This window comes from Anatilimnocola floriformis (assembly GCF_024256385.1).
Classification (GTDB): domain Bacteria; phylum Planctomycetota; class Planctomycetia; order Pirellulales; family Pirellulaceae; genus Anatilimnocola; species Anatilimnocola floriformis.
The window spans coordinates 4,418,074-4,442,800 of the sequence record NZ_JAMLFW010000001.1; the positions used below are offsets into that span (position 1 = coordinate 4,418,074).

Annotated in this window: 16 protein-coding genes; 4 read left to right on the forward strand and 12 right to left on the reverse strand. The window is 59.5% G+C overall.

Annotated elements, in window-relative coordinates; translation table 11 throughout:
• Positions 1 to 2 precede the first annotated feature (2 nt).
• Positions 3 to 257 (forward strand): hypothetical protein, encoded by a 255-nt coding sequence (locus M9Q49_RS17170; RefSeq protein ID WP_254507521.1) that lies wholly within the window; start codon positions 3 to 5, stop codon positions 255 to 257.
• Between the two features lie 385 nt (positions 258 to 642).
• Here M9Q49_RS17170 and M9Q49_RS17175 read toward each other — a convergent pair whose 3' ends face one another.
• The gene (locus M9Q49_RS17175) at positions 643 to 2,403 is read right to left on the reverse strand and encodes a DUF3352 domain-containing protein (RefSeq protein ID WP_254510033.1); all 1,761 of its coding nucleotides are present in this window, start codon (positions 2,401 to 2,403) and stop codon (positions 643 to 645) included.
• Positions 2,404 to 3,207: 804 nt separating this feature from the next.
• On the opposite strand from M9Q49_RS17175, the gene M9Q49_RS36100 reads away from it, so the two are divergent.
• Positions 3,208 to 3,486 (forward strand): BON domain-containing protein, encoded by a 279-nt coding sequence (locus M9Q49_RS36100; protein WP_390844824.1) that lies wholly within the window; start codon positions 3,208 to 3,210, stop codon positions 3,484 to 3,486.
• Between the two features lie 977 nt (positions 3,487 to 4,463).
• Here the strand turns inward: M9Q49_RS36100 and M9Q49_RS17185 are convergent.
• The 11 genes from M9Q49_RS17185 to M9Q49_RS17235 all read right to left on the reverse strand — a co-directional run bounded on the left by M9Q49_RS17185 (position 4,464) and on the right by M9Q49_RS17235 (position 21,715).
• A complete protein-coding gene (locus tag M9Q49_RS17185) occupies positions 4,464 to 8,288 on the reverse strand; it encodes a secretin N-terminal domain-containing protein (RefSeq protein WP_254510035.1) in 3,825 nt (1,274 codons plus the stop codon).
• Between the two features lie 393 nt (positions 8,289 to 8,681).
• On the reverse strand, positions 8,682 to 10,667 hold the full coding sequence (locus tag M9Q49_RS17190) for a hypothetical protein (RefSeq protein WP_254510036.1): 1,986 nt from the start codon (positions 10,665 to 10,667) through the stop codon (positions 8,682 to 8,684).
• A complete protein-coding gene (pilM, locus tag M9Q49_RS17195) occupies positions 10,664 to 12,178 on the reverse strand; it encodes a type IV pilus biogenesis protein PilM (RefSeq protein ID WP_254510037.1) in 1,515 nt (504 codons plus the stop codon). Before pilM ends, M9Q49_RS17190 begins: the two co-directional genes overlap by 4 nt.
• Positions 12,179 to 12,262: 84 nt before the next feature.
• The gene (locus M9Q49_RS17200) at positions 12,263 to 13,849 is read right to left on the reverse strand and encodes a type II secretion system minor pseudopilin (RefSeq protein ID WP_254510038.1); all 1,587 of its coding nucleotides are present in this window, start codon (positions 13,847 to 13,849) and stop codon (positions 12,263 to 12,265) included.
• Positions 13,839 to 15,527, reverse strand: coding sequence for a type II secretion system protein GspJ (locus M9Q49_RS35475; RefSeq protein WP_261365066.1), 1,689 nt, complete (start codon positions 15,525 to 15,527; stop codon positions 13,839 to 13,841). Before M9Q49_RS35475 ends, M9Q49_RS17200 begins: the two co-directional genes overlap by 11 nt.
• Positions 15,424 to 16,371, reverse strand: coding sequence for a type IV pilus modification PilV family protein (locus tag M9Q49_RS17210; RefSeq protein ID WP_254510039.1), 948 nt, complete (start codon positions 16,369 to 16,371; stop codon positions 15,424 to 15,426). The genes M9Q49_RS35475 and M9Q49_RS17210 overlap by 104 nt, the downstream gene beginning before the upstream one ends.
• Positions 16,368 to 17,003 (reverse strand): pilus assembly FimT family protein, encoded by a 636-nt coding sequence (locus M9Q49_RS17215; RefSeq protein ID WP_254510040.1) that lies wholly within the window; start codon positions 17,001 to 17,003, stop codon positions 16,368 to 16,370. Before M9Q49_RS17215 ends, M9Q49_RS17210 begins: the two co-directional genes overlap by 4 nt.
• Before the next feature lie 93 nt (positions 17,004 to 17,096).
• The gene (gene gspG / locus M9Q49_RS17220) at positions 17,097 to 17,513 is read right to left on the reverse strand and encodes a type II secretion system major pseudopilin GspG (protein ID WP_254510041.1); all 417 of its coding nucleotides are present in this window, start codon (positions 17,511 to 17,513) and stop codon (positions 17,097 to 17,099) included.
• Positions 17,514 to 17,625: 112 nt separating this feature from the next.
• Complete coding sequence (locus M9Q49_RS17225) at positions 17,626 to 18,831, reverse strand: type II secretion system F family protein (protein ID WP_254510042.1); 1,206 nt, start codon at positions 18,829 to 18,831, stop codon at positions 17,626 to 17,628.
• Between the two features lie 130 nt (positions 18,832 to 18,961).
• Positions 18,962 to 20,704: a GspE/PulE family protein gene (locus M9Q49_RS17230; RefSeq protein ID WP_254510043.1), complete on the reverse strand. Its 1,743-nt coding sequence runs from the start codon at positions 20,702 to 20,704 to the stop codon at positions 18,962 to 18,964.
• A 270-nt stretch (positions 20,705 to 20,974) separates the two neighbouring features.
• The gene (locus tag M9Q49_RS17235; protein WP_254510044.1) at positions 20,975 to 21,715 is read right to left on the reverse strand and encodes a hypothetical protein; all 741 of its coding nucleotides are present in this window, start codon (positions 21,713 to 21,715) and stop codon (positions 20,975 to 20,977) included.
• A 219-nt stretch (positions 21,716 to 21,934) separates the two neighbouring features.
• Here M9Q49_RS17235 and M9Q49_RS17240 point away from each other — a divergent pair, with 219 nt between their 5' ends.
• On the forward strand, positions 21,935 to 22,498 hold the full coding sequence (locus M9Q49_RS17240) for a hypothetical protein (RefSeq protein ID WP_254510045.1): 564 nt from the start codon (positions 21,935 to 21,937) through the stop codon (positions 22,496 to 22,498).
• Between the two features lie 159 nt (positions 22,499 to 22,657).
• Positions 22,658 to 24,727 (forward strand): sigma 54-interacting transcriptional regulator, encoded by a 2,070-nt coding sequence (locus M9Q49_RS17245; RefSeq protein WP_254510046.1) that lies wholly within the window; start codon positions 22,658 to 22,660, stop codon positions 24,725 to 24,727.

Sequence of the window (24,727 nt, forward strand, 5' to 3'; positions counted from 1 at the left end):
CCATGAAACGCGAATCTCGCGCATCCCTGGTCGTCACCATCGTGCTACTCCTGCCGGCGCTGTACGTGGGGAGCTATCTGGCGCTGGTCGAGCCGAACCCCAAAGGGATTCCATATTGGGGACTCAACTCTGGCTCGGGCCACTATGGCTATCGTGGGGCTTTGGTCGATCGATTTTTCTGGCCACTGGAGCAAGTTGATCGAATGGTGCGGCCGAAAGCGTGGCCGAATGAGACAGAGGTTCAGCAGATTTATTAGGCACTTCCCATGCCAATCGAAAACAGGTCCACTTTGTCGACCACCACCCCACGGCATAATCAGTATACAAAAGATCACTTACCTGGACGCCGGCGGCCGTATCGCTCGGGCGTTGGTTGTCCCTGCGCACAGGTTGAATTCGGGGTGAGTAGTTGACTGTTGTGAAAGTGTTGTAAAAGGTTGTGGAAAAATGACCCCTAAAATCAACAACCGATTTGATGAGAAGGAGTTACGCTGCTCAAAAAACCTTCACCACTGTTGTAAAGTTGTGCCTGTGCGGCGGGGGCGGGGGACGAAGAGTCGACCAAGAAATGAAAAAGCGGCGGCTCGTTCCAGAGGAGCAAGCCGCCGCGACGATATGGGGGGCGATGGTGCGAACGCAAGTTTACTTGCGTTTCAGCGTGAAGCCCGAGTAGTGAAAGCCGGTTTCATCGTTAGTCATCATCGCGCCAGCAGGTGCGAAGTACTTGGCGATGACCGAAAACGGCGGCAGCGGATTGTCGTTCATGGCTTTCTCGAGCCGGCCGAAGAAGCGGTTGTTCTGCGACTGCCGCGAGAGGACACCTTTGGTGTCGTCCGACTGAGCCAGGTCATACAGCAGCTTCATGCCGGTTTCGGGCCGAGTGAATTGGAGCAAACCGGGTGTTTCGCCGCCGACCTGGCGGCGGATCTTGCTGGCGATCAACTTGTAATCGAGTTCAGCGGCGAGCGACTTGCCCGGCATGCTGGCCGTGGTGATCGCGGCTTCGATGGCCTGCGAGCTGTCGGTCAGGATCAAGTAATCGCCCAGGACGCAGAAGCAGGGATCGGGGCGGCGAAAATTCGCGGGCTGGTCGCTGTTCGCCTCGGGCAATTTCATCGCGTAGTAGGTTTGATTGGCGAAGTTCTTTTTGACGAGGTTGTCGGCAAACTTCTCGCGCAGTTTTTCAAAGACTGGTTGAAATTCCTTGCCAGCCTTCAGTTTGATTCCCAGGATATTGGCCTGGCTATTGAGCTTGATCGGCTTTTCAACCCAGGCCGCGAGTGTGATGCGTCCGGCCAAATGAGCGAGAACTTCTTTTTCAAAGTCGAGGCCGATCGCATCTTGCACGCGTTGCTTGATCTCGGCTTCGGCGGCCCCTTCGAACTGCAGGCTGTTGTAGAGCTTCGCTCCTTTGTGATAGGTCTGGTCGAGATCCCAGTGCAGCGTGGTGTAGCTCATCGCGTCGTTGGGAACCCAGGCTTCGGGAGTGGTATCGCCGGCGCCCATTGCGAGCATTTCGACCACGCCGCCGCGCGGGCTTTCGAGCAGCAGATGGAAATGGGTCACGCTGTCGAATTCGCCGGAGGAAAAGAGCATGCTGCCGCCGAGGCCGTGAATGCCATCGAGTCCGAGCACCGGCAACAAGGCCAGGCCGGTGGTGGCGAAGGAATTGCCGCGGGCCGCGAGCTTGACCAGGGCGATGGGATCGGCGAAGTAAGTGAGTTGCGGCGGATCATCGAGCGAGCCTTGGCAACGGCTCATGATGGTGTTGAAGCGGTCGTTGTCGGCCAGCGACTTCCCACCTTTGCCGTTCCAGGCATTCAGGACGAGTTGCATCACCGGCTTGCTCGAGGTGACGACGATGGTCCCGTCGCGTTCGAGTTGCACGGCCTGCGTATTGCCATTAGGTCCGGCATACGTCTGCACGTCGTAGCCGTCGAGCTTTTCCGTGGTCCTGGTGACGCGATTCTCTGCGGCGAAGGCTTCGCCCTTCTCGAGCAGCTTGCGCACCAATGGCATCCGGTCCTTCACATCCAAAATCACAACCAGGCCGGTCGGGCCATCGGGCACGGAGACAAAGGCGATGCAGATTTCGCCCTGCGGAATCGACAGAATTTGGTCGAGCGGCAGGCCGACGCGGTCTTCGATATTGCCCCACAGTTCCTGCAGGGCGGCGTAAAACTCCGAGACCAGCGGCTTGATTTGCTCGTCGGCTCCCATGCGGCCGAGGCTTGTTTCCCGAAAACGGGCGATCAGTTGCGGGGTGTCCTGAACGCGGAAATAGGCCAGCGTCTGTTCTGGCAGCAGTTTCGGCGCGACCGGCCGCTGAGCCCGGGCGGGTGAAATCAGTGAAAATGCTGTCAGAAGCAAAACTACAGACAGGCAGCGGAGTTGAATGAACATCGGGAGATTTCCAGAACAAAGGGAGGCCGCGCTCGAAACGCCCTTTCGAGATTGCGGGATATACCCTTTGTTCGGGCGCTTAGTTTCAGGCTGTTATTCCCGCGACACAGCGATAAAGTCTTGCCAATCGGAGCAAAAGGCAAGACAATAGAGCGAAGTCCGGGAGTTTGGCATCCTGCGTGCTTCTAGCCCGGCGGTCCCCAGGTTTTTTGGTCGATGTTGGAACGAGGCTCCCTGCAAACCCGTTCCCCCTAGGAAGTTGTCATGCTCAAGCAATTTCGTCGTACTGCTCTCGTGGTTGCAGGGGTCGCCGGCTCGTTCCTGATCGTCGAAAGTGCCTCGGCACAGTTCAGCATGAGCGGCAACAGCACCTCGGCCAGCTCGTTCGGCTCGCGAACTTTGGGTGGCAGCACAAGCAGCAACCGCACGGGCCGCTCGACAGGAGCCTCGAACAGCGGTTCACTCAGTGGTCAGGGAGCTTCCGGCCAGAGTGGTGCCGGCACTGGCGCGTTGAGCGCTGGAGCTCCGACTGGCGAACGCTATGTCCGCGGCAATCGTAGTGGTGCCTTCGTGGGAGCAGACACCGGCGACGGGGCTGCGAATTCCTACAGCGGCATGGCCGGCGGCACGAATGGAGCCGGTGGAATGGGCGGCATGGGCAACATGATGCAAGCCTTCCGCCAGAACTCGCAAAATCAGAATCGCAATGGTGCTCAGCAGCAACAGACGAAGCTGAAAGTTCGGGTTCCGATCCGCGTCGACAACATCGCCGCTCCCATTCTGACGACTACCTTTACTGGCCGAATGCAAACCCGTTATTCGAACCTGCCGGCGCTGAAGGGTAAGGGGAATATTGAGCCTGTGCTGGAGGGAGATGTCCTGGTGCTGCGGGGCTCGGTTGAGTCGGCGGCGGACCGCCAGCTGGCTGAGGACCTGTTGTCATTGGAGCCGGGAGTGAACCAGGTGCGTAACGAGTTGGTGATTGGCCAACCGGCGTCTGCCCCCGTGCCGGTGAGCTTGGTTGTCCCTGCGACCGCTGCACCGTCGGCCCCCAAGATCGCGAGTCGGCCGTTGGAGCGCTAAACGAGCGCGTGGCCGAATGCTGCGGCAAGTGTGGCGCGACGTTGTTGGGCTGAATCAGGTTTGGCTGTGGCACGTTGGCTGGCAGCATATTCGGCGGCGGAACTGCCGACTGCGGCAGCTGCAGCCCGTTGGCTACTAGTTGATTCTCTTGCTGCCGCTCTTGGATCAGCCGTTCGGCGATACCGCGGGTGAGCTGAATCGAAGTAGTGCGAATATCTTCTTGCGGCTTGGGCTGCGTTGCGTGCGTGTAAAAGCTCGTCTGGGCGATTTCACCCGTCGCGCCTCGATCACGCAAATCATCGGGCGCTGCATAACTGGCCGGTGCCACGCGGTGATCGATGATAAACGGCTGCACCGTATTCTGAGTTTGCGTGGAGTTCGCTGCCGGAGTCGTCGTGCCTGGCAGGACGTTGCGCGACTGCTCACCCATGATGACTTGGCCGTTGTTCGCGCTGAAAACGGGCAGCAGGCTGATTTCCATTTGCTGCCCGCCGACTGCATCCCACGGAATCCACACACTGTACGAAGCGCCTAGTTCAGCAGGGCTGAAGTGCGATGCCAGTTGCTGGCTGGTGAAAACGAACTTGCGATCAGGCTTGCGCTCGTTCCGTTGCACCGAGTCGTTGAAGCCATAGACCACGAGTTGCCCTTCGACGGGAACCGGCTGATCCTTGGCGTTGTAGAAATACAACCGGCCGCCAAAGCCGCGCATGCTCGGCTTGCCGGGCGTGTTGTACATCGCCGGCGCCCAGAGTGCGACGACGCGCGTCGGTACCTGGTATTGATCCTTCTTCTTATCCTTCGGATCGGGATTCCAAAGCTTTTTCCAGCTTTGGGTCATCGACCAGCCTTCGGCGCTCGCGGGGATCGCACTGCAGACTTGCACGCCGAGGAGCACGGCGACCAACAGGTAGCGAAGTGTGTGTTTCATGATTCTCATCCGTGAGCTGAAGCGTCCGTGAGCGGTTGACTGCTGCTTAGCGAGCGATGGGCGTGTACTGAGGATTCATTCCCTGCGGTGCGTACACTGCCGGTGCAACCTGATTTGGCTGCTGTTGATAATTCGCCGGCTGCGGACCAGGCGGTGGTTGCAGTTGCGGCTGAGGCCCGTACTGAACTTGTTGCGGCGGCTGTTGTTGATAGGGCGAAACGAATTGCGGCGGCCCATTCGGCACTGGCGGCAAGGCTTGCAGCGGAGCGATCGGGCAGAGCCCGCCCGGCACGCCGGTAGACTGGTTCGGCTGCGGTTGCGGCTGAACTTGCACCGACCGCAGTAGATTACCGGGCGCGACGCGGTTCGTCTGATCAGGAGTGGCTGGCGGAGTCGGCACGTAGTTTTGCGGAGCGGCCGTTGGAATCGGCAGCGGCGCCGACCGTGGCTGCATCGGCAGCGGGGCCGGGTTGTAATTGGGATCACCCGGGAACTGCTGATTGTTTTGCGGGCCACGCGGTTGGACGTTCGGCCAGGCGTTGGGTGTCGTGCCCGGGGCAATCGACTCAGGCGCGATCAAGCCTTCCGGCGCCGGCGTTTCATCGGGATAGATCACCGGCGTTTGCAAGCCAGGATCGCCCGACGATGTGAAGTTCTGTGCTTGTCCATGAACGTTACCCACATCGGCCAGGCACCAGTGCAACCGTTCCGATTCCCGCATGTTCAGCCACGCGACGTGTTCGTCGGTCCGCATCACATACGGGGTCATGATGATCAGCAGTTCGGTACGTTCGATGTCGACCGAGTCAAAGCGGAACAAGCGGCCGAGAACCGGGATATCGCCCAGGTAAGGCACTCGGCGAGTCGTTTCGGTTTGGTTACGCGTGATGAGACCGCCGAGGATGACGGTCTGACCGCTGCGAGCACTCACCGTGGTTTGAGCGCGAGTCACATTGATGATCGGCTGACGAATAACCGTACCGGCCGCACTCACCGAGATCGCGATGCCTTCGGCTTCGGGGCCGAGGTCCGATTTCACGGCGTCGATTTCCATGACGATCATGCCGTCGGGGCTGGTCCGCGGCGTGACACCGAGGATCACACCGACGTCCTGGAACGTCGTTTGATTCTGAATGCCGAACTGGGTTTGGTTCGAGCTGGTGATGTAAGGCACTTGTTGACCAACTTGCACATAGGCCGGTTGGTTGTCGAGCGTTTGCACCTGCGGCCGGCTGAGCACTTGCATCCGCTGCGATTGCTGCAGAGCACGCACGAGCACGTTCACCGAATCGTTGCCGGCAGATAGCACGAGGCCACCGAAACCAGCCGACGCGTTCGTACGACCGACGCCCAGGTTCGAGATCGCTTGCGGCGCGACTTGGTTGCGTGTCGCCAGCGAGGCCGGGGTGTTGTCATTGCCGATACCGGCCTGGTTGAAGGGGAAGCCGATACGGTTCAAGCCGCCGACGCCAGCGACGCCGCGATCGAACAGCAGCGAGTCCTGCAAACCGAGTTCGACGCCGAACTCGTTGAGATCATTGAGGCTGACTTCGGCGAGCAGCACTTGAATGATGACCATGTTCGGCCGGCGATCGAGTTCTTCGACCACGCGGCGGATTTCATCAAAGTACCGCGGCGTTGCCGACACGATCAGGCTATTGCTGACCTGTTCCGGCACGACGATTACTTCCTTCTCAAGCGTTTGCGGCGCACTGTTCAGCGTCGGCGCGATTTGATTGAGCTGTTGCTGTTGCTGCCGGAGCTGCGTCAGCGAGTTGGCCACTTCGAGAGCTGGAGCATTTCGCAGGCGATAGACCGTCGTGATCCGCTCGCGAATGTTGCCTTCGTCGAGCCGCACGAGGACTTTGTAAACGACATTCAAGTCGCCGGTCGAACCAGAAGCCACGATGCTGTTGGTGCGGACGTCGACCGAGAACCGCAGCGGCACGAGTGCACTATCGCCACCGCCCGTCGCGGTTTGCAGCAAGGCCTGCAAGCCTTGATTGCCGCCGCCACCTTGCGTGCCTGTTGCTTGACCGAAGAGCTGCCGGAGCAGGTCGGCGAGCTGCGTCGCGTCGCCGTTAACGATCGTATAGACCTTGATCTGAGCTTCGGTCGCGGGCAGCTCATCGAGCTGACGAATCAAGGCTTCGATCAAGTCCATGTTTTCCGGCGGGCCCGTCACGATGATCGAGTTGCCGCGCGGATCGGACGTGATCTGCATGTCAGAGAGCACACCGCTTTGCAGCGTATTGCCGCCGACCTGCAGCAACTGCAGGCTGCGGCCTTGAGTACCGCTGCCGCTATTCGCGCCTGGTGCAGGCCCCGATACAGCGCCGGGCCCTTGCGTAGCAGTATTGCCGCTGCGGCCACCTTCGCCTTGCAGAGCTTGTTGGATGACCGGCACCAATTCGTCGGCCAGCGAATTGCGAAGCTTGACGATGCGGATCTGCCCATCTTTCGACGAGACAGCCCCATCCAACGATTCCAGCAGCTTGCCGACCTCCACCAGATCGCGCGGCGAGGCTTGCACGATGAGCGAATTCGTTCGTTCATCGGCGATGATGTTTACCCGCGTGCTCAGGCCAGTTCCCTGTCCAGTCGCCGCGCCTTGACCTTGGCCAGTCGTAGTCGGGTTGAACAATGCTTCGAGTTTCGTTTTGGCATCGGTCGAAAGTATCCGCTTGAGCGGGAACACCTTCAGTTCCGTGTCGCCATTGATCGGGCGATCGAGTTTCTCGATCAGCTCTTTCACGGCTGGCAAGTTTTCCTTGCGACCGATGAGGAGCAGAGCATTGGGCTTGATGAGCGAGACAATCGTCACACGACCTTGGCGGGCAGTGAAGATCGTATCGTAGACCTGCGTCAGCAAATCGTTGAGGGCCCGACCATCGACGTGCCGCAGGTGGAAGACTTCCACTTCGGGGCGCGTGACCTGGCTTTGCGTTTCGATTTGTTCGATCAGCTTCATCACGCGATCGACGTCGGCTTTGCGGCCAGTAACGACGATCGTGTCGAGACCTTCGATGTATTCGATTTTGACGGGACCGATGCTGCCGAAGGCTTCCGGATCGTTCGGATCAATTTCCCCTTCGGCTGCAGGTGGCCCAGCGGGAGGCCCTGCTGGCGGAGCAGGCGGCGCGCCGGGTTGAAACAGCATCGAGACGAATTCGCCGATGTGCTGATGCTTGCCCGAGGCCGGACTCGTGGGCCGAGCTGCCGATTGCAAGTAAGTGAGCAAGTGCTGAACGGTATTGGGATCGGCCTTGTCGAGTGTAACGAGCCGCGAAGTTTCGCCGGGGCGAACGGCTGGGCGATCGAGCGTTTCGGCGAGCTTGCGCATGGATGGGGCGAGCTGCGAAGAAGCGGCGACCTTCACGGTCCCTTCGCCACGAGCCACGGCAACGTGAGCTTCACCACCCGTTGGCGTTTTGATTTGATAGCGGGCCGTTTCGATGTTATTGCCGTTGTTTTCGGCGACAAAACCGACGCGCCGCAGTTGCCCCTCGAATTCCTTCCAGGAAATATTGCGGAGCGTGTGCAAATTGGGATCGGCGACTTCGGTCGATTTGCCCAGCTTGCCGGCGGCCAACTGTTCGGACAGCACTTGCTGAATGTCGGCGGGGCCAACTACCAACAGCTGGCTGGTGCGGGCATCGACGCTGATCCGCACATTGCGGCCAGCGAGCGAGCGTTTCAATTCCGCGGCTACGGATTGCAGTTCCGCAGCGGGTACTGGATACGCTTTGAGTGTGCTTGCTGTTTGTTGCTGCAAACGCGCTGGTTGTTGCTGCGAGTACGCAGGTTGCTGCTGCGAGTACGCAGGCTGCAGGGGCGACAGTGCGCACAACGGCATCGTCGGGGCGAGCATCCACACCAGAGCCTTGAGCCAGGACCGGGCCTGACTGCGAAAGGACCTTTTGGCACGCAGGGCGCGCTCGCGTGAACTTGTGTTTCGAGAAGCAACCATGGGGGGAGCATTCCGTGCTGGCGATCCAAAACCAACCGCGCCACGACAAGGCAGCGCGCACGCAGAATCGGAACATTCTGCTTGTTCGGAATAATCGGCATATCTTACCAGCGGCGTGAACCTATGTTGCCGAAATCGAGAATCTTCGCCGCGTGCGCCAAATCGTTATCAGGCAATACGTTAACGAAGCATTTATGCTTCGCCGCCAGCGTGCGGTTCGCGCGAAAGAGATGCGCCGCGAATGGCGGCCGCTTACCCAGATTGCTTAGTGTGTCGCGAATTTCTTCGCTGCGGCTAATTGGCTTCCACGGCCGGCGGTGTATTCGCTGCTGGCGCGGGCTTGCTGTCTGCGTCCGCAAGCGGAACCGGCTTGATGGTAGCAGCCCACGCCCGCAGGCGTCGGAGTTCCGCGGGATCATTACTGATCACTTGCACGAGGTGCGCGCGTGGCGAGAAAAACGAAGTGATGTCAATCCACACGTCCTGCTCTGCGGCGTCGATAAATTCCAGTTGCACCGTAAAGGGCTTGTCGAAGTCGACCTCTTCCAGATTGGGAACTTCTTTGGTCTTCAGCGTCCAACCCTTTCCCTGCCAGGTTTTGACCGCTCCGTTGAGGTATGCCTTCGTCGTCGTTCGCCGAGCTCGCTCCTCGATGTTGCGATTTTCACGCGAAATCGTCACGGCGCCAGCGCCCTCTTTGACCACGGCTAACACAACGCCAGCCCCTTCGATTTCCTGCTTGACCGCGGAGTAGCCTTCGGGCAACTTCGCAGCGAGGATAATGTCTTCGAAGTTCTGCAGTTCAGTCCCGTTGGATTTTTTTGTTTCGGCGGACTTCGTTTCCGCGGACTTCGTTTCGGCGGACTTGGCTTCCGCGCGAGTTTCATCGACGGGCACTTCGGGAGTCGTTGTCGGTTTCTCTTCTTTGGGCTCGTCAGCCGGCTTAGCCTCAGCGGTGTTTACTTCCGCTGGTTTTTCCGGCGCAGGCTTCTCGGTTGCCGGGTTTTCGATCGTTGGCTTCTCAACCGCCGGCTTATTGTCATCGGTTGGAACTGGTTTGGGTTGTCCATCGCCGGCGGCTCGTTCAAGCATTTCGCCTTTGGCCAGCAGCAGCAGCTGTCCCTTGGTTGGCTTGGCCGACGATTCAAAGACGAACTCGTTGCTGCCGATTTCGCGGATCGTCCCTTTCATCGAACCGACTTCGAAGGCATCTCCCTCGTGCAGCTTGAGCAGCGTGTTGGTCGGGCGAATATGCAGCCAGACTTCGCTGTCGTTGCCGACGCCAATGACTGCAGTGAACATCGTGTGCCGGGCCTGATCGAAGGCCAGTTTAGGCTCTTCGTCGACGGGCTTTTCTTGAACGACACGTTCCGGCTGTGGTGGCGGATCCGAAACTTTGACGATCAGCTTTTCGGTCGAAATATTCGGTGGGAAGTTGTCGTCGCGGGCCGTGATTTCGAATTCGTATTCGCCGGCTTTTCTGGGTGTCCAGCTGAGCCGACCATCGCGATCGAGCCGGGCGTCGCGCGACGGCGACTTGGTCAGTTCCATTTTCACGGAGTCGAGCGGATCAGGATCGCTGACCTTGGCTGCGATCGAGACTGCGCTGTTCGTGGTGCCGGATTGACGGCCCAGGCCGCTGATCTTCGGCGCGCGATTGGTCGGCGCAAAAATGTTCCGGCCGACAATTGCCAGTTGATACTTCTCGGCCGAATCGTGCTTCAACCGCTTCGATGGTCTGCTGTGTAAGGCTGATGCATCTGGGGCTGTCTTCACCGATACCGCGTCGAGCGTCAGGCTGACATCGAGTTCCTTCGAATCCTTGATTGGTTTCAAGCTGAGCCGCGTGACGCGATGCAGCAAGTCGATGCGATAGATATCGTCCAGGAATTTCACGACCTGCTCGTACCGTGCTTTGCCGGTCATGTTGAAGGTCAGTTGCGTGTAGATATCTGGCACCACGCGTTGCGGTCCCGGCGTGACCACCTGGTCATGAAAACCGGCTTCATGTGCCGTTGTCAGCAACCAGTGTTGATAGAGCGACCGGGAGAGATCCGCTTTCGGTGGCAAGGAACGAGCTTCGTATTCGCGAATCTTTTTGGCAGCCGCGAGCCCAACGTTCACTTGAACTTGTTCCCGCTGCAGTTCCATGTCCTTCTGCGCAAGCATGTCGAGCTTGGCATCGACCGCGCTACTGTAATAGCGAAACGTGAGAAACGCGATCAGGCACACCACGGCGACGCCCACACCAATCGCCAGCATACGTTCGGAGGATTTCATTTCGCGCCTCCTTTCGCCGCCGGTTTGGCAATTGAGGTCGATGGTTTCGTGCGCGACTTTGCGTCTGGCGCTCCGCCGGGACCGTAGATGATCACTTCTTCGCGGTACCGCCAGGTCAATCCTTTGGCTTTTGGATCTTCCTTGCTACCGGCGCCCACGATGGTTCGATCCTTGTCGCGGAACGCAGACTCCATTTCATTGATGGTGTCGGTATCAAGTGCCAAACCTTGAACTACCAGACTCCCACCACCTGTGTTCGGTCGGGCCGTGGCAACGAGATCTTCAGCGCGGGCATCGGCTGCCGAAGGGAACTTGGCCGAGAGACGTTCGAGTTCTTCCAGCCAATTGACATCGGCGGCAGTAAACTTATCGAGCTCTTGAGCCTTCTTGATGCCACCTTTACTTTGCGTCGCCTGCTTTTTGAGAGCTTCAACATCCCGGGCCTTGGCGACGATTTCGGCATCGAGCGAGCGGAGATGCCACCAGCCCATCACGAAGAGCAGCAGCACTGCCGCGGCCAGCGCACCACCCGCGATCGCGTAAGTTCGGCTGCGATTGACCGGCGCGGGGCGTTTGCGGGGATTCAAAAAGTCGATGGTGTGCGTACGGCCGGCGGCTTCGTCGGTGAGCAAGCCGAGGAGCGGAGCGAACGCGCCAGGCGTTGATGGTGGCGACCGCTTCAGCGAATCGGAAGCTTCCACCACCATGAACGGATCGACGAAGTGCAGTTCGATTTGCAAGTCGTTTTTGGCAACGGTTTGCAATTCGGGAAACTTGCGGGCATCGCCGAAGATGACCAATTGATCGACACGCCGGCCGCCGAGTTGATTGGCGGCGGCGACGATGGTGCGTTTGATTTCGCCGATCAGGGCCTTGGTGCGCACTTCCTGAGGCGCTTCGTTGCTCGGCAAGCGGACCGTACGAGGATAGACCACATCAGGGCCGATGCTCACCGCCAGGTCGGCGTCTTCGCCCAGTACCTCAACGGTCATTCGGCAGCGCTGATCTTGATGCCAGCGCCGCAACAGCGAGGCCGCGGCAAAAGGACGTAGCACAAGATGTGATGGCGTCAGACCGGCCGCAGCGCAGACCGCGCGAATCTGATTGACGATCTCCGGCGAAATGGTCGTGGCCAGCACATTGGTGCTGCCGTCGGCCGCGTTGCCGAGCGGAGAAAAGTCGAGCGGCCAATCGTCGCCGAGCGTGGTGAATTGCCGCATCGCGAGGAAGCGAACCAGATCGGGCAACTCTTCGACGGGCGACGGCGGCGTAGTGAGAAAGCGAAGCTCAAGATTAGCCCGGCCAACGGCGACGAGCGCGTCACCCTTGGGAACGTTGCGGGCCGTCAATTCCTTGCCGAGCAGCGAACCGATTTCGGCCGCGGTGACGGGATTGTCCTTGTCGATAAAGGGAATGCCGAAGGCTTCTTCAACGAAGGCGATTTTGCCGCGCTGCTGGGCGAGTGCCACCCGCAGTTCGTTGCTATCCCACTCGATGGCGACCAGACGCATGGGCGATCAAATTTCTGTAGCTGAACTCGTGAGAGCTCAAAAGATGACGAGTTAACTGCCTGAAATCTCACGACTTCAGCTACTTCATTGCAAACCGCCAGGAACGGTCGGCGTCGTGCCACCTTCCAGGAAATCGACCCCTAGCGTTTCCACCGCGTATCCCCGGCCGTAATGGCTCAGGTCTCTCCAGAATAATACGCGCGTGGGAGCCACGGAAGCATCGAAAATCGCCTCCACTCGCGACGACGCTTCGCCACTCTGGTAATAACCAACGATTTGCGCCCGATAAACATCGCCACCCGCACAAACGAACGGCATGAGGGTCCGCATTTCTTCGAGCGTGACAATTCCCTCGGCCATGATCCACGTTTCGTGCCGTTTGTTGGCGTTGTCGGCGGCCGGTTCGTACTCGCGCCGCGACAGAATCTCGGTCACGATGTCGTCGGTCATTCCGGGAATGCCACGGAGGATGTGGGCCGGAGCCTGGTTGATATTGATCCGGCCGGGAATCGTCACGGCAGGATTGATCGTGCAAGTGTCCATCAGCTTCGGCAACCACACAGGCATGCCACCAGCCAAACCGCTGTTGAACGGCGACTGAATGACCATCGTTGTGCCGTTGTTCGTGATTCGTAGTCGTGCGTCACACAGGTCGAGCAACTGAGTAAGCGGAATGCGGGCGGCCTTCGTCAGATCGGGAGCGGGCAAATTGCTGGCCGGGCTGCTCGCCTGGCCGGCGGCTGCATTCGGACCGTTTTGCCGATAGGCAATGATGAAGTTGACCCAGTCCTGCGGAAAATCGGCCGCGAGCAAGCTGTCGCTCAGCAACTGCATATCGTTGCCATTGAGATAAACGCGAGGTTGGCCGTTCTCTTGCAGATTCGATTCGAGGCTATGCAGCGTGAAGTAGGCCCCCCACCCACGATCGCTGGCCGATGTCGTGGCCCCGGTGCCGCCACCTTCTTGCGGATCGAGTGTGCCGTTGCGATTCACGTCGGCGCCGATCAGCAGTTCGGGAGTAATGCCGCGCACCAGCAGCAACTCCTCGACCGAATCAAGCGGACCGTTCTTGGGACGATAGGGAGGAGTCAAACCGGAATAGTAATCAACCTCGGCGCCGAGCGGCCGGGGTTCATCATCGGGATCGAGCCAATCGAGAATCGCGTTGGCGACTTCTTCGGTCATGCGCGGCAGGCTCATGAGCAGTTGCACGGCTGCGCCTTCTTGCTGCGCCTCGAGCACCAGCAACGTATTCAAATTCAGCCGCGTCGATTCATCCTCCAGGCCATACCGGAGTCCGGCGAGATTGCCATCGTCATTCAAATTCGGCGACAAAATGCAAACGCTGCCGCGCTTCTTCGGATCATCATCGGGAACGATCGTGATCCCTTTGAATTGGTCCGGATTATTGAACACACCACCGGCTTGCAACCGCGTGGCGGGAGGCTTCGAGAGAAAGAACCGCGTCAGATCTCTGCCGGAGTCGACGAGCTGCCGGGTTTGCACCTGCATGCCCGTGAGCTGAGCCGATTCGTGATGAGTGAGCATCAGGTCGGTGAAGGAGTACGCGCCCAACGCGAGAAACATGATCACCACGAACACGATGACCAAGATCATGCCGCGCCGAGAGCGCTGCTGTTGTTTCGCTGAGCGACGACGTTTAGCGGCCACGACCACCTCCACCGCCGCCGCCACCACCGCCTCGGGCTCCGCCACCACCAGTGCCACCGCTGCCTCGACCACCACCACCCTGGCCGCCTTGACCTCCTTGGCCACCGCGACCTCCGCCCCCTTGGCCGCCTTGTCCCTGACCGCCTCGACCACCACCCTGACCGCCGTTGCCGCCAGGGCCGTTGCCACCATTTCCACCGGGGCCGTTTCCGCCAGGACCACCACCGTTGCCGCCCGGGCCATTGCCCTGACCACCTTGGCCGCCGCCGTTTTGTCCGCGGCCACCACCTTGTTGGCCAGCACCACCAGCGCCTCCCATGCCAGCTCCCAGACCACCGGCGCCAGCGCCGGTCATTCCTGCCGCGGCGGAGTCGCCCGAGGTGTCGATGCTGCCCGATTGCGACAGTGCGGTCTCTTCTTCGGCCGCAGCAGCCGCTTGCTGTTTTTCGTCGTAGGAAGTCGCCGTCGGCAGATTCACCGTCAGCGTGTAAAGGCGCTCGTTCTCTTCGTCCTTCGAGCTCGCCGTGCCGCTGCTCTTGGCTTCTTGTTCTTCTTTGCTTTGCAAAATCACCGTGATCTCGATGGCAACCGGCAGGCCTTCCATCGACGCCGAATCCCACTCGCTGCTCCAGCTTGCACCATCGAAATACATGAACTGCAACCCGACGACTTCTTCAGCCATCAGTTCCGGAGCGCCGAGCGTGCCGTTCGAAACGCCGCTGCTCGATTCGTAATTCGAAACAGCCCGATCCAACACCCGCCGCATCAAGCCACGACCGCGACCATCTTGCCCGACATCCGTCATTCCTTCTTCCGGCCGCAAGTAATAGCTGACGGTTTTCATATCGCTGGGAATGTCGACCACGCCGGCCAACTGCGTGGGATCGACCTCGGCCTGAAATTGATCGACGCGCGGCAGACGGCTGATGTCGATCTGCAGCTCGGTGCTCGTGCCATACACGCCGATGATGCCACCCGCCTGTTGCTGATCGCCGTAGATCGAACCGGCTTGCGCCGTTTGCTGACCAACGCTGCCGGTCGTGCCCGAGGTCGTGGTTGTCGTTTGACCGCCAGTGCCGGTGCCAGTCTGCGTGCCGCCGCCCGTCCCCGTTTGCGTTCCGCCACCGGTACCGTTTTGAGCACCACCGCCGGTGCCATTTTGCGCACCGCCCGTTTGTTGCTGGCCGTTCTGCGAGCCGTTGTTGCCTTGAGCGCCCGTGCCGCCCGTTTGATTGCCGTTAGCGCCGGTTTGGCCTGTAGCGCCGGTCAATGCACCCAGCCCAGCGCTCGAAAGCGAGTTGCTGGCGATCTGCGAATTGCCCAGGACCGTTTCCAGCCCTTTGAGATCGGGCGGCATGTGCTGCACGGCAGCGCGAATATCATCGGCCATGTGACGAAGCACGGAGCGCGCGAGGCGCGACTCTTCGATGCTCGTTCGCCGAGTATCGAACATCTTGAAATTCAAATTGATCGACATGGCGATGAGCGCCATCACGATCGTGCTGAGCCCGAGCGCGAGGAGCAACTCGAGCAGCGTGACACCGCGACGAAGGGCCTTCGAGTTGAAAGTTGTTTTAGCGTCCACCGGATCCTCCTCGGCCACCGCCGCCACCACCACCGCGAGTTCCACCGCCGCCACCACCACCGCGAGTTCCACCGCCGCCGCCACCTCGTCCACCACCACCGCCTGGACCTTGGCCGCCGCCTCCACCACCACGGGGCCCACCGCCGCCGGCGCCTTGTCCACCACCCGGACCTTGACCGCCTCCTCCGCGTGGTCCGCCACCGTTACCGCCGGGACCATTCCCGCCAGCTCCGTTGCCACCACCACGCGGACCGCCGCCTGGACCTTGTCCACCACCACCGGGGCCTTGGCCGCCGCCCGGTCCTTGTCCGCCAAAGCCGCCATTCCCACCAAAGCCGCCGTTACCCCCCGGACCGTTACCGTTGCCGCCAGGGCCTTGTCCACCAGCACCACCTTGACCACCCCCAATGCCACCGAGCCCGCCTGCTCCGGCACCAGCACCAGCGGCCCCTGCAGCTGCACCGAGTTGCGCAGCCGCCGAAGTGCTCCCCGCCGAAGCCTGGCCTTGGTTGGCATTTGCGCCGATCGATTTTTTCATTTCCGCCGCGGCCAGTTTGGCATCGGCTTCGACTTGCGGATCGACGATCCAGCGTGTGAGTTTGAAGGTAACCGGCGTCGTGGTGACCGCGGGGTCTTGTTCGACCAACACTTGAATGGAGAGCAAACCTTCCTGATCGATGGGCAACATTTCGACCGAGCACAACCATTCGCCCGAATCATCGGCGGGCTCTTTTACGACCGTTTCGGGCAAGGTGATGCCGCTGGCAATCTCGGCCATCTTGCTTTCGGCGAGCAACTGAGCCGTCGTCGAATCGCGAGCGATGGCAGCCGAGCGAGCACCAGTGCGGACGTGAAAGCCGAGCACAGCGAGCGCGCCGCCCAGAATGGTGAGGGCCAGCATCACTTCGAGCAGTGACAAACCACGACGATTACTCATGGAGTCACCTCGCCTGGTTGAATGGCGGCCAGCAGATCATCCAGCTTCTTTTCATCGCTGACCTGACTCGTGCCAGTCAGGCCGCGCAGGTTGATTCGATAGGCGTCTTGTTTCAAATCGCTCACGATCACGTAAGCGTCGGTCGCCGAACCATCCGGATAAAACAGAATCGGCCGGGACCACTGGCCACCTTCGGCTGTACCGGCATTCTGCAGCGAGGTCTCTACCGCGGAAGCCCGCGCCTGAAACTTCGCTTCGCCCGCGGCGAACGTAATGCCATCTTCCAGCTTCTTGGTTTCGACGGTTGCGTCGGGAGCTTCTACGGTGCCACCAAAGCCGTTGGTTGCTTCCGATTCGCCCTCGGTTGCTTCATCGCCCGAAGTCCAGGGCTGCAGCGAGAATTGATTGCCGTTCAGCTCGTAGCGGAAGACCTGAATGCGGCCGGTCTTCATCGCTTTAACGTGGGCTCGCGACCAGGCGATGCGCATCGATTCGGCCGCACTCTTCAGACGTTGGCGGCGGAGCATGTTGAGCACGTTCGGCGCGACAACCGCGCCGGCGACAACCAGGATCAGCAGCACCATCATGATTTCGATGAGCGTGAACGCACGGCGAGTCTGTGCAGGCAGCAATTCAACGGACCGCGAATTAGCGGACCGCGAAAACTGGGCGACAGAATGACATTCGCCGGGATGCATCGCTCACCTGTTTCAGACCAACCATTCCTAGAGACGAATGTCGTCCTGAGTTCCCGAAACCCGATCCTTGCCGTTTGAAGTGATGGTGTAGTTCTCACCATTCGGCTCGTAGTTGTATTGCTGATCCCAGGGATCAACCGGCACGACCCCCTTTTGCAGGTAGGGGCCCTTCCACTTGCCTTCCGGCACATCGTCAGGAGCGTTCACCAGACCCTCGAGGGTCGATGGCGGCATGCCGACGTCGAGTTGGTAAGCCGTGCAGGCGCTGCTCAACTGGTTCAGCTGATTCTTGGCGGCCCGTTCGTAGGCAGTCGCTTGCATTTGCAGCACCGACACACCGACGATCGAACCCAGGACCACGAGAATCCCGAGCACGAGCAAGATTTCGATGAGCGTAAAACCACGCCGTTTCTGCCGCCGCCGATTGACCAGAGAGGTCCGCATATCCGCTTCCTTCTACTAAAACCTGACTTCCAACTCATTTAACCCCTGCGGACGCCATCAGTCTCGCCGGGATGCCGCAAAAATTCGTTCGCGGCCGAATTATTAAAATCTATTAACCCAGAGCGCCCGCCATCTTGATGATTGGCACCAGCAAGGCAATGACCACCATCAGAATAACCGCCGCCAGAACCACCAGCATGAGGGGCTCCAGCAGCTTCACCAGCAAGTCGAGCTGCCGGGTCGTCCGCCGCTCGAGGCCGTCGGCCATGTCGACCAACACCTTGTCGAGGGTATTCGATTCCTCAGCCACGGCGATCATTTCGACCACCATCTTGGGAAAGTGACCGCTCGAGGCGAGTGGCCCGGCCAGGGTTTGACCGGACGAGATATTTTCGGCCGCGGCTGCCACAGCCTGCGAGATGACCTTATTGCCCGAGGCATCGCGACTGATATCGAGCGCCTTCAAAATCGGCACGCCATTGTGCAGCAGCGTTCCCAGCACGCGGCAGAACCGAGCCACCGCGAAGGCTTGAAAAATGCTTCCCGCCACCGGCACCTTGAGCTTCAATCGATCGCTCAGCAACCGGCCTTCTTCGGTCTGCAGCCGCATGTAGACAAAGATCCAGCCGACCACGGCCGCGATCACGAGCAACCAGCCCCACGAACGACAAAAGTAGCTGAAGTTAAGCAGGGCGTCGGTCATCCACGGCAGTTCGCCGCGCTCGCGGAGCTTTTCGAACATCACCGCAAACTTCGGCACGAAGAACACAATCAGGCCAGTAACCACCGACGAACCAACAACACCCAGAATGATCGGATAGGCGATCGCACTCATCGTGCGGCCCTTGAGCTCTTCCTGCAGTTCGGTGAACGATGCCACCCGTTCGAGCGCGTCTTCGAGAAAGCCGCCTTCTTGTCCCGCGCGCACCATGTTGATGGCCATCTCGCTGAACGCTTTCGGAAAGCGTTGCATGATGTCGGCCATCGAGTTGCCGTCCTCGACCTTGTGATGCACCTCGGTGAGGATCGACTTCAGATTCTTGTTCGACGTTTGATCGCGGAGCACCGCCAGCGATCGCAACAACGGCACGCCGCTGCGGAGCAGCGCGGCCAGCTGGTTGTAAACGCCAGCCATGATGTTGCCGCGCACCTTGAGCTTTGCCCCCGGCGCCAGATATCCCTTGCCGACGGTCACCTGCAGCGGGAACAACGTCTTGCCAGCCAACAACGAAATGGCTTCGCGTTCCGACTGCGCAGCAATCATGCCGGTAACTTTTTGACCGGTGAGCGTGCGAGCGGTGTAAGCGAAATCAGGCATGTGCGGAGGGGCTGGGATTTATATGAACTCCCTCTCCTCGGTACTCCGGGGAGAGGGCTGGGGTGAGGGGCTGAAGTTAGTGAGCGGTGACCTTAAATCTCCATCCTAATCAACGCTGAAAAAACCGCTGCTAGTGAGCAGTTCCCTCAGCCCTCTTAATCAACATGCTAAAATCGGCTTTAGCGTTACGAACGACTTCTTCGACACTACTGACACCATTCAGGACCTTCCGCCAGCCATCTTGCCGGAGCGTGATCATCCCTTGCTTGGTGGCCGCTTCGACGATCTTCCAGCTGCTGACGCGGTCGTGGGCCAACTGGCGAATGTCGTTGTCGGTGATCAGCAATTCGTAAATGCCAAGCCGGCCGCGATAACCAGTCGTGCGACATTCACGGCAACCGCTTGGTCCGTAGAGTTGTCGCCCGGGCAATTGATCCCAGGGGAAGTCTTGAGGGGCGTCTTCTTTGCCCAATGTGATCGGCTTCTTGCAGCTCGGGCAGAGACGGCGTAACAACCGCTGGGCCATCACTGCTTCGACAGTGCTCGCCACGAGGAACGGCTCGACACCCATATCGACGAGCCGCGTGTAAGCGCTGGCCGCGTCGTTGGTGTGGAGCGTGCTGAACACCAAGTGGCCCGTTAGCGATGCTTGAATCGCGTTCTCCGCCGTTTCCAGATCGCGAATTTCGCCGACGAGCACGATGTCTGGATCGTGACGCAAGATCGAACGGAGCGATTGGCCGAACGTCAAACCGATCTTGGTGTGAACCTGAATCTGGTTGATGCCCTGCAGCTGATATTCAACAGGATCTTCGGTCGTGATGATCTTCACGTCCGGCGTATTGATCTCGAGCAGCGCACTATAGAGCGTCGTCGTTTTGCCGGAACCGGTCGGCCCCGTCACCAGAATGATGCCGTGCGGCAGATCGATCGATTCGCGGAACGCTTTGTACGTATCCTTCTCCATACCGATCTGTTGCAGATCGAATTTCATCGCGCCCTTGTCGAGCACGCGCATGACCAGGCCTTCGCCGTGGATCATCGGGATGATCGACAAACGAATGTCGATTTCGCGGCCCGAAACCTTTAGCTTCATACGGCCGTCTTGCGGCAATCGCTTCTCAGCGATGTTGAGCCGCGCCATGATTTTCAAACGGCTGATGATGGCCGATTGAAAGCGATTGATTTCCGGCGGCACGGGCTGCGTTTGCAGCAAACCGTCGACGCGGTAACGAATCACGACGCCCGAGGGCTGCGATTCGATGTGCACGTCGCTCGCTCGCGACTCGATCGCTTCCAGCAGAATTTCGTTCACCAGGCGAACAACCGAGGCCTCCTGGGCCATTTCCGATAGTTCGCTGCCATCGGTTTCGATCTCGCTGAGGAGTTCGATCCCATCGTCTTCATCTTTGACGGCCGCTGCGACCAGGCCATCGACCGTTTCGCTGCCGACGCCCAAGTGCTTTTTGATGAGCTTCGAGATTTCCATCCGCGAAGCAAGGACCGGCATGACCGAGAAACCGGTCGCAGCCGAAACTTCGTCGAGCGGATAGAGATCGAAAGGGTTGCTGGTCGCCACCAACAACTGCCCACTGTCGCGGCGAATAGGAAAGAGCGTTTGCCGGTGAATCAGCCGCTGCGGAAAAGTCTTCAGCAACGAAAGATCAACCTCGGCTTCGGTCAGATCGATGAAATCAATGCCCACTTCGTCGCCGACCGCGCGCAAGGCCGCCTCTTCGGTCAGGAAGCCCAACTGCACGACGGTTTCGATCAGACGAATACCATCGCCGTGACCGTTGGCCTGCGAGCGCGACTGGGTAAGCTGCCGCTGATCGATCAATCCGCGGCGCAGCAGAATTTCACCGGCTTCCATCGTGTTCCAGACGGGTAGGGGGAGGGTCGAAGCACATCGTTTCAGGCAGGACCAGCCATCGGCGGCCGGCAACAGGCGAGCAGCTATCCATCATAAAGCGCCGCTCCGCGCCGCCCAAGCTTAATCAGGGCGGCAGCGGAAATTTCCAGCACTGAGGCGATACGCGATCGTACCCACAGCCTGCGGGCGAAGTTTCTACCAATTGCAGATTAGCGATGGCAGGCTGAAATGGCATCCAACCTGCAATCTTAACTCTGAGATCTGCAATCCTTAGTCGCCGTTGGCGGGACGTTGCAGCGGAGCACCACGGCCGCCGCCACGGTTACCTTGGCCGCCACGGTTACCTTGGCCGCCAGGACCACCTTGGCCACCGGGACCACCACCGAATTGCGGCTGGCTGAATTCGAACTTGGCGCCGAGCGCCTTGTCGAGCTTGGCCCGCTGTTCCGAGGTCAGAACACTCAGGATTTCAGCCTTGGTTTCTTCTTGAAGTTTGGCGATTTTCTTTTGCAGTTCGGCGCGAACTTCTTCAGCCTTCTTCGCCAGAGCTTCCTTCTGAGCGTCAGTAATGTTCAATTCCTTGGCCAGATCGTCGTTGATCCCGCCCGGCGAACGAGTGAATTGCGACGAACGTTGCAGCATCAACTGCTTGAGGCGTTCACGCTGCTGGGGCAACAGGATGGCGTCGAATTCCTTTTGCGTGGTTTCGCGGAATTCGCGGAACTTCGCGGTCCGTTCGTCTTCCGACAGATCGCGCATGCCACGGAAGAAGTCGCCGGCCTTTTCGCGTTGCGATTCGACCAGGGCATCAATCTTCTTTTCTTGATCGGGGACCAGATTCAACTCGGCCTTCACCTTGTCATCTTGAAGCAGGCCGCCGGCACCGCCACCACCAAAGCCACCCGGCCCACCGCCGCCAGGACCGCCTCGGCCGCCGCCCGGTTGTGCCTGTGCGAGAGAAACGAGCCCGACAGCCAATAACGCTGCCACCATGCCGATGCGAAACTTCATTGCTTACCACTCCCCGAAAAGATGAAATACAAGAAATACTGGCTGTGCCTGCATCCCGGTCTGTAAAGCATCAAACACCGAAGTACCCATGGGGGTATCGCGAATGCGGCAACCCGCATAGATCGAATTTGTAACTTTTCGTCACGCTTGCCGCTCCGGATTGCGTTCCTAGACTTTGCGAGGATCGCGAGTCAGCTCTTCCAGCGAAGGTAAGTCCTTATGACCGCAACAGATCTGCACTACAACGGCAAGCACCTCTTTTGGTTTGGGGTGGGCAATTTCAAAAAGACCAAAGAGTTTGCCGCCACTTCGGGCATGACCAACCACCAGACCGCCGACGAACAGGGCGAGCGCGACCGCGGGCCGATTCCCGAGGGGCAATACAAGTTCTTCATCAACAACGCGGGCACGGCGCATGTCGTGGACCCCAGCGATGACAACTTCACGCTCGACACCCGCCAGGGGATCGAGAGCCTGGAGGACATGAAGGACGACCAAGGTCACACCTTCAATTCGTCCGCCTGGGGCAAGAATCGGGTTCGCCTGAACCTCATCATGCTGAGCCATCCCAATCCCAAGACCTCGCAGCGAGGCGGTTTTTACCTGCACGATTCGCACAAAGGCTTCACGCACGGTTGCATCGAGGTGGATACGGCGTTCTTCAAACGCCTGCGAATCTTCGCCACCGAACAAGCCAAGCACAAAAACGGCAAGAAATTCCTGACCCTGCTGGTCAAATATCCCACCGCCGATGCCAGCACGCGCGGCGCAACGGCCAAATAGCCAATCGTTGATGGGTGTGTGTCAAAATCGCCCACCCGCCTCCAGATTGCAGCAAATTGCAACAGTTTGCTACTTGCCGGAGCACGCCAGCGGAAGTTAACGTGAAAGGAACTGCCCTGCCGCAGTTCCTCTCTCATCTCCGCAGGTCGTTCGGCCGCCATGCTTGCTTATCTCGTTATTCGCGAAGGCTCGAAGTGGACCGACGTTTTTCGCCTGGTTCCTGGGCGAACCGTGACCGTCGGCCGGGCTGGCACCAACCAAATCGTCATCAAGGACGAACGTTGCAGCCGGAACCACATCGAAGTCTTTTTGAACCGCGGCGAATGGACCCTCCGCGATCTCGACAGCCGCAACGGCACGTTCATCAACGGCAAGCAGGTCCGCGGCGACAATGTTCTCAAGCCGGGCGACATCATCCGCATCGCCAACTGTCAGCTGGGTTACGTACACGATCTCACACACGCCTTTCCCGATCCCGAAAGCAGCAGCGCCATTTCGATGCCGCTGCCGACGGGAGACGACACCATTCTCGGCGCGCTGATCGCCGATACCGGAGAAGTGCTCGATGTGGGTGACGCGAGCGTGCACGAGGTCAACGAACCGACGCACATCACGCATCGCCGCGGGCAGACGCGTTACCTCCGGCCTTCGCAGGCCAGCGATTTGCCGATTCCGCGCATCGGCCAAGCCGCGGCGAAACTTTGCCGGCTGGCGTTCGAACTTGCCAGTCAGCCCGATATTCCCAGCGTTGCAAATCTCGCATTGAACGGTCTGTTCGAAGGGACGCACGTCGATGCCGGCGCGGTGCTGCTGCTGCCGCGCGGCTATGAGGGGGCCGGCAATCCCACCGATCTGCAAGTCGTCGCTTCGCGCACTGATCACGAACCGGTCTATCACCGCGCCTCGAGTTTCTTGGCATCAACAGTCATCCGCGACGGCGAAGCAGTGCTCGCCCGCAACATCGAAGGCGACAGTCAACTCGGTCTGCGCGACAGCAAGGGTGAGTTCCACGCTACGAGCGTGATGTGCGCGCCGATCCGCCAGGACAAAAAAGTCATCGGGTTGATTCATCTCTACTCGACCGAAGACACCCGCGTTCCCGATCCCGACGATCTAGAGTTCACACTCGCGGTCGCCGAGAACCTCGCACTGGCCCTCCGCAATTTGCAACGGCAACAAGAGCTCGCCGAAAACCTGCATCAAACGCGCAACGAAATTCTGCAGCTCCGCAAGCAACTCGGCGCCGAAAGCGAGCTCGTCGGCAGCAGCCTGGTGCTCAACAGCGTGCAACAACAAATTGCTCGCGCCGCGCCGAGTCGTGCGACGGTACTGATCCGCGGTGAAAGCGGTGTGGGCAAAGAACTCGTGGCCCGGGCAATGCACTACGCCAGTCCGCGCAAAAAGGGCCCGTTCGTCTGTTTGAATTGCGCTGCACTTTCCGAAACGCTGCTGGAAAGCGAACTCTTTGGCCATGAACGGGGCGCGTTCACCGGCGCAACGGAGCGTAAGATCGGCAAGTTCGAAGCCGCCAATGGTGGCACGATCATGCTCGACGAAATCGGCGAAATGAGCCCGCAGATTCAAGCGAAGTTCCTCCGCGTGCTCGAAGGCCATCCTTTCGAACGCGTCGGCGGCAGTTCGCCGATCAAGGTCGATGTCCGCGTCATCGCCGCCACCAACCGCGACTTGGAACGGGCCGTGGCTGACAGTACGTTTCGCCGCGATCTTTACTTTCGCCTGCGCGTCGTCGAGATCTATGTCCCACCACTTCGTAAACGGCCCGAGGATGTGATCGAGCTCGCCCACTATTTTCTCGATCGCTACAACGCCGAAACCGGCCGCAAGATCCAAGGCTTCACGCCCGAAGCAAACGAGCAAATGCAAAGTTATCGGTGGCCGGGCAATGTTCGCGAGTTGAAGAATGTCATCGAGCGCGCCGTGGTTCTTTCGCGAACTGATCTGATCGACGTCGACGATCTCAACCTTTCGACGCTCGGCACGACAACGACCGACTCCAACGAACTGCCGGTCGTCAAAGCCACGTTCGAGCCGATGTCGCTCGAGGACTTGGAAAAGAAGCACATCCACGCCACGCTCAACGCGACTAACTGGAACAAAAGCCGAACGGCTTCGATCCTGGGCGTCGAGCGCTCAACGCTCGATCGCAAAATCAAACGCTACGAGCTCAAACCACCGGCGGGACGCAGCGATTGGTTGGCGACAGAGTAG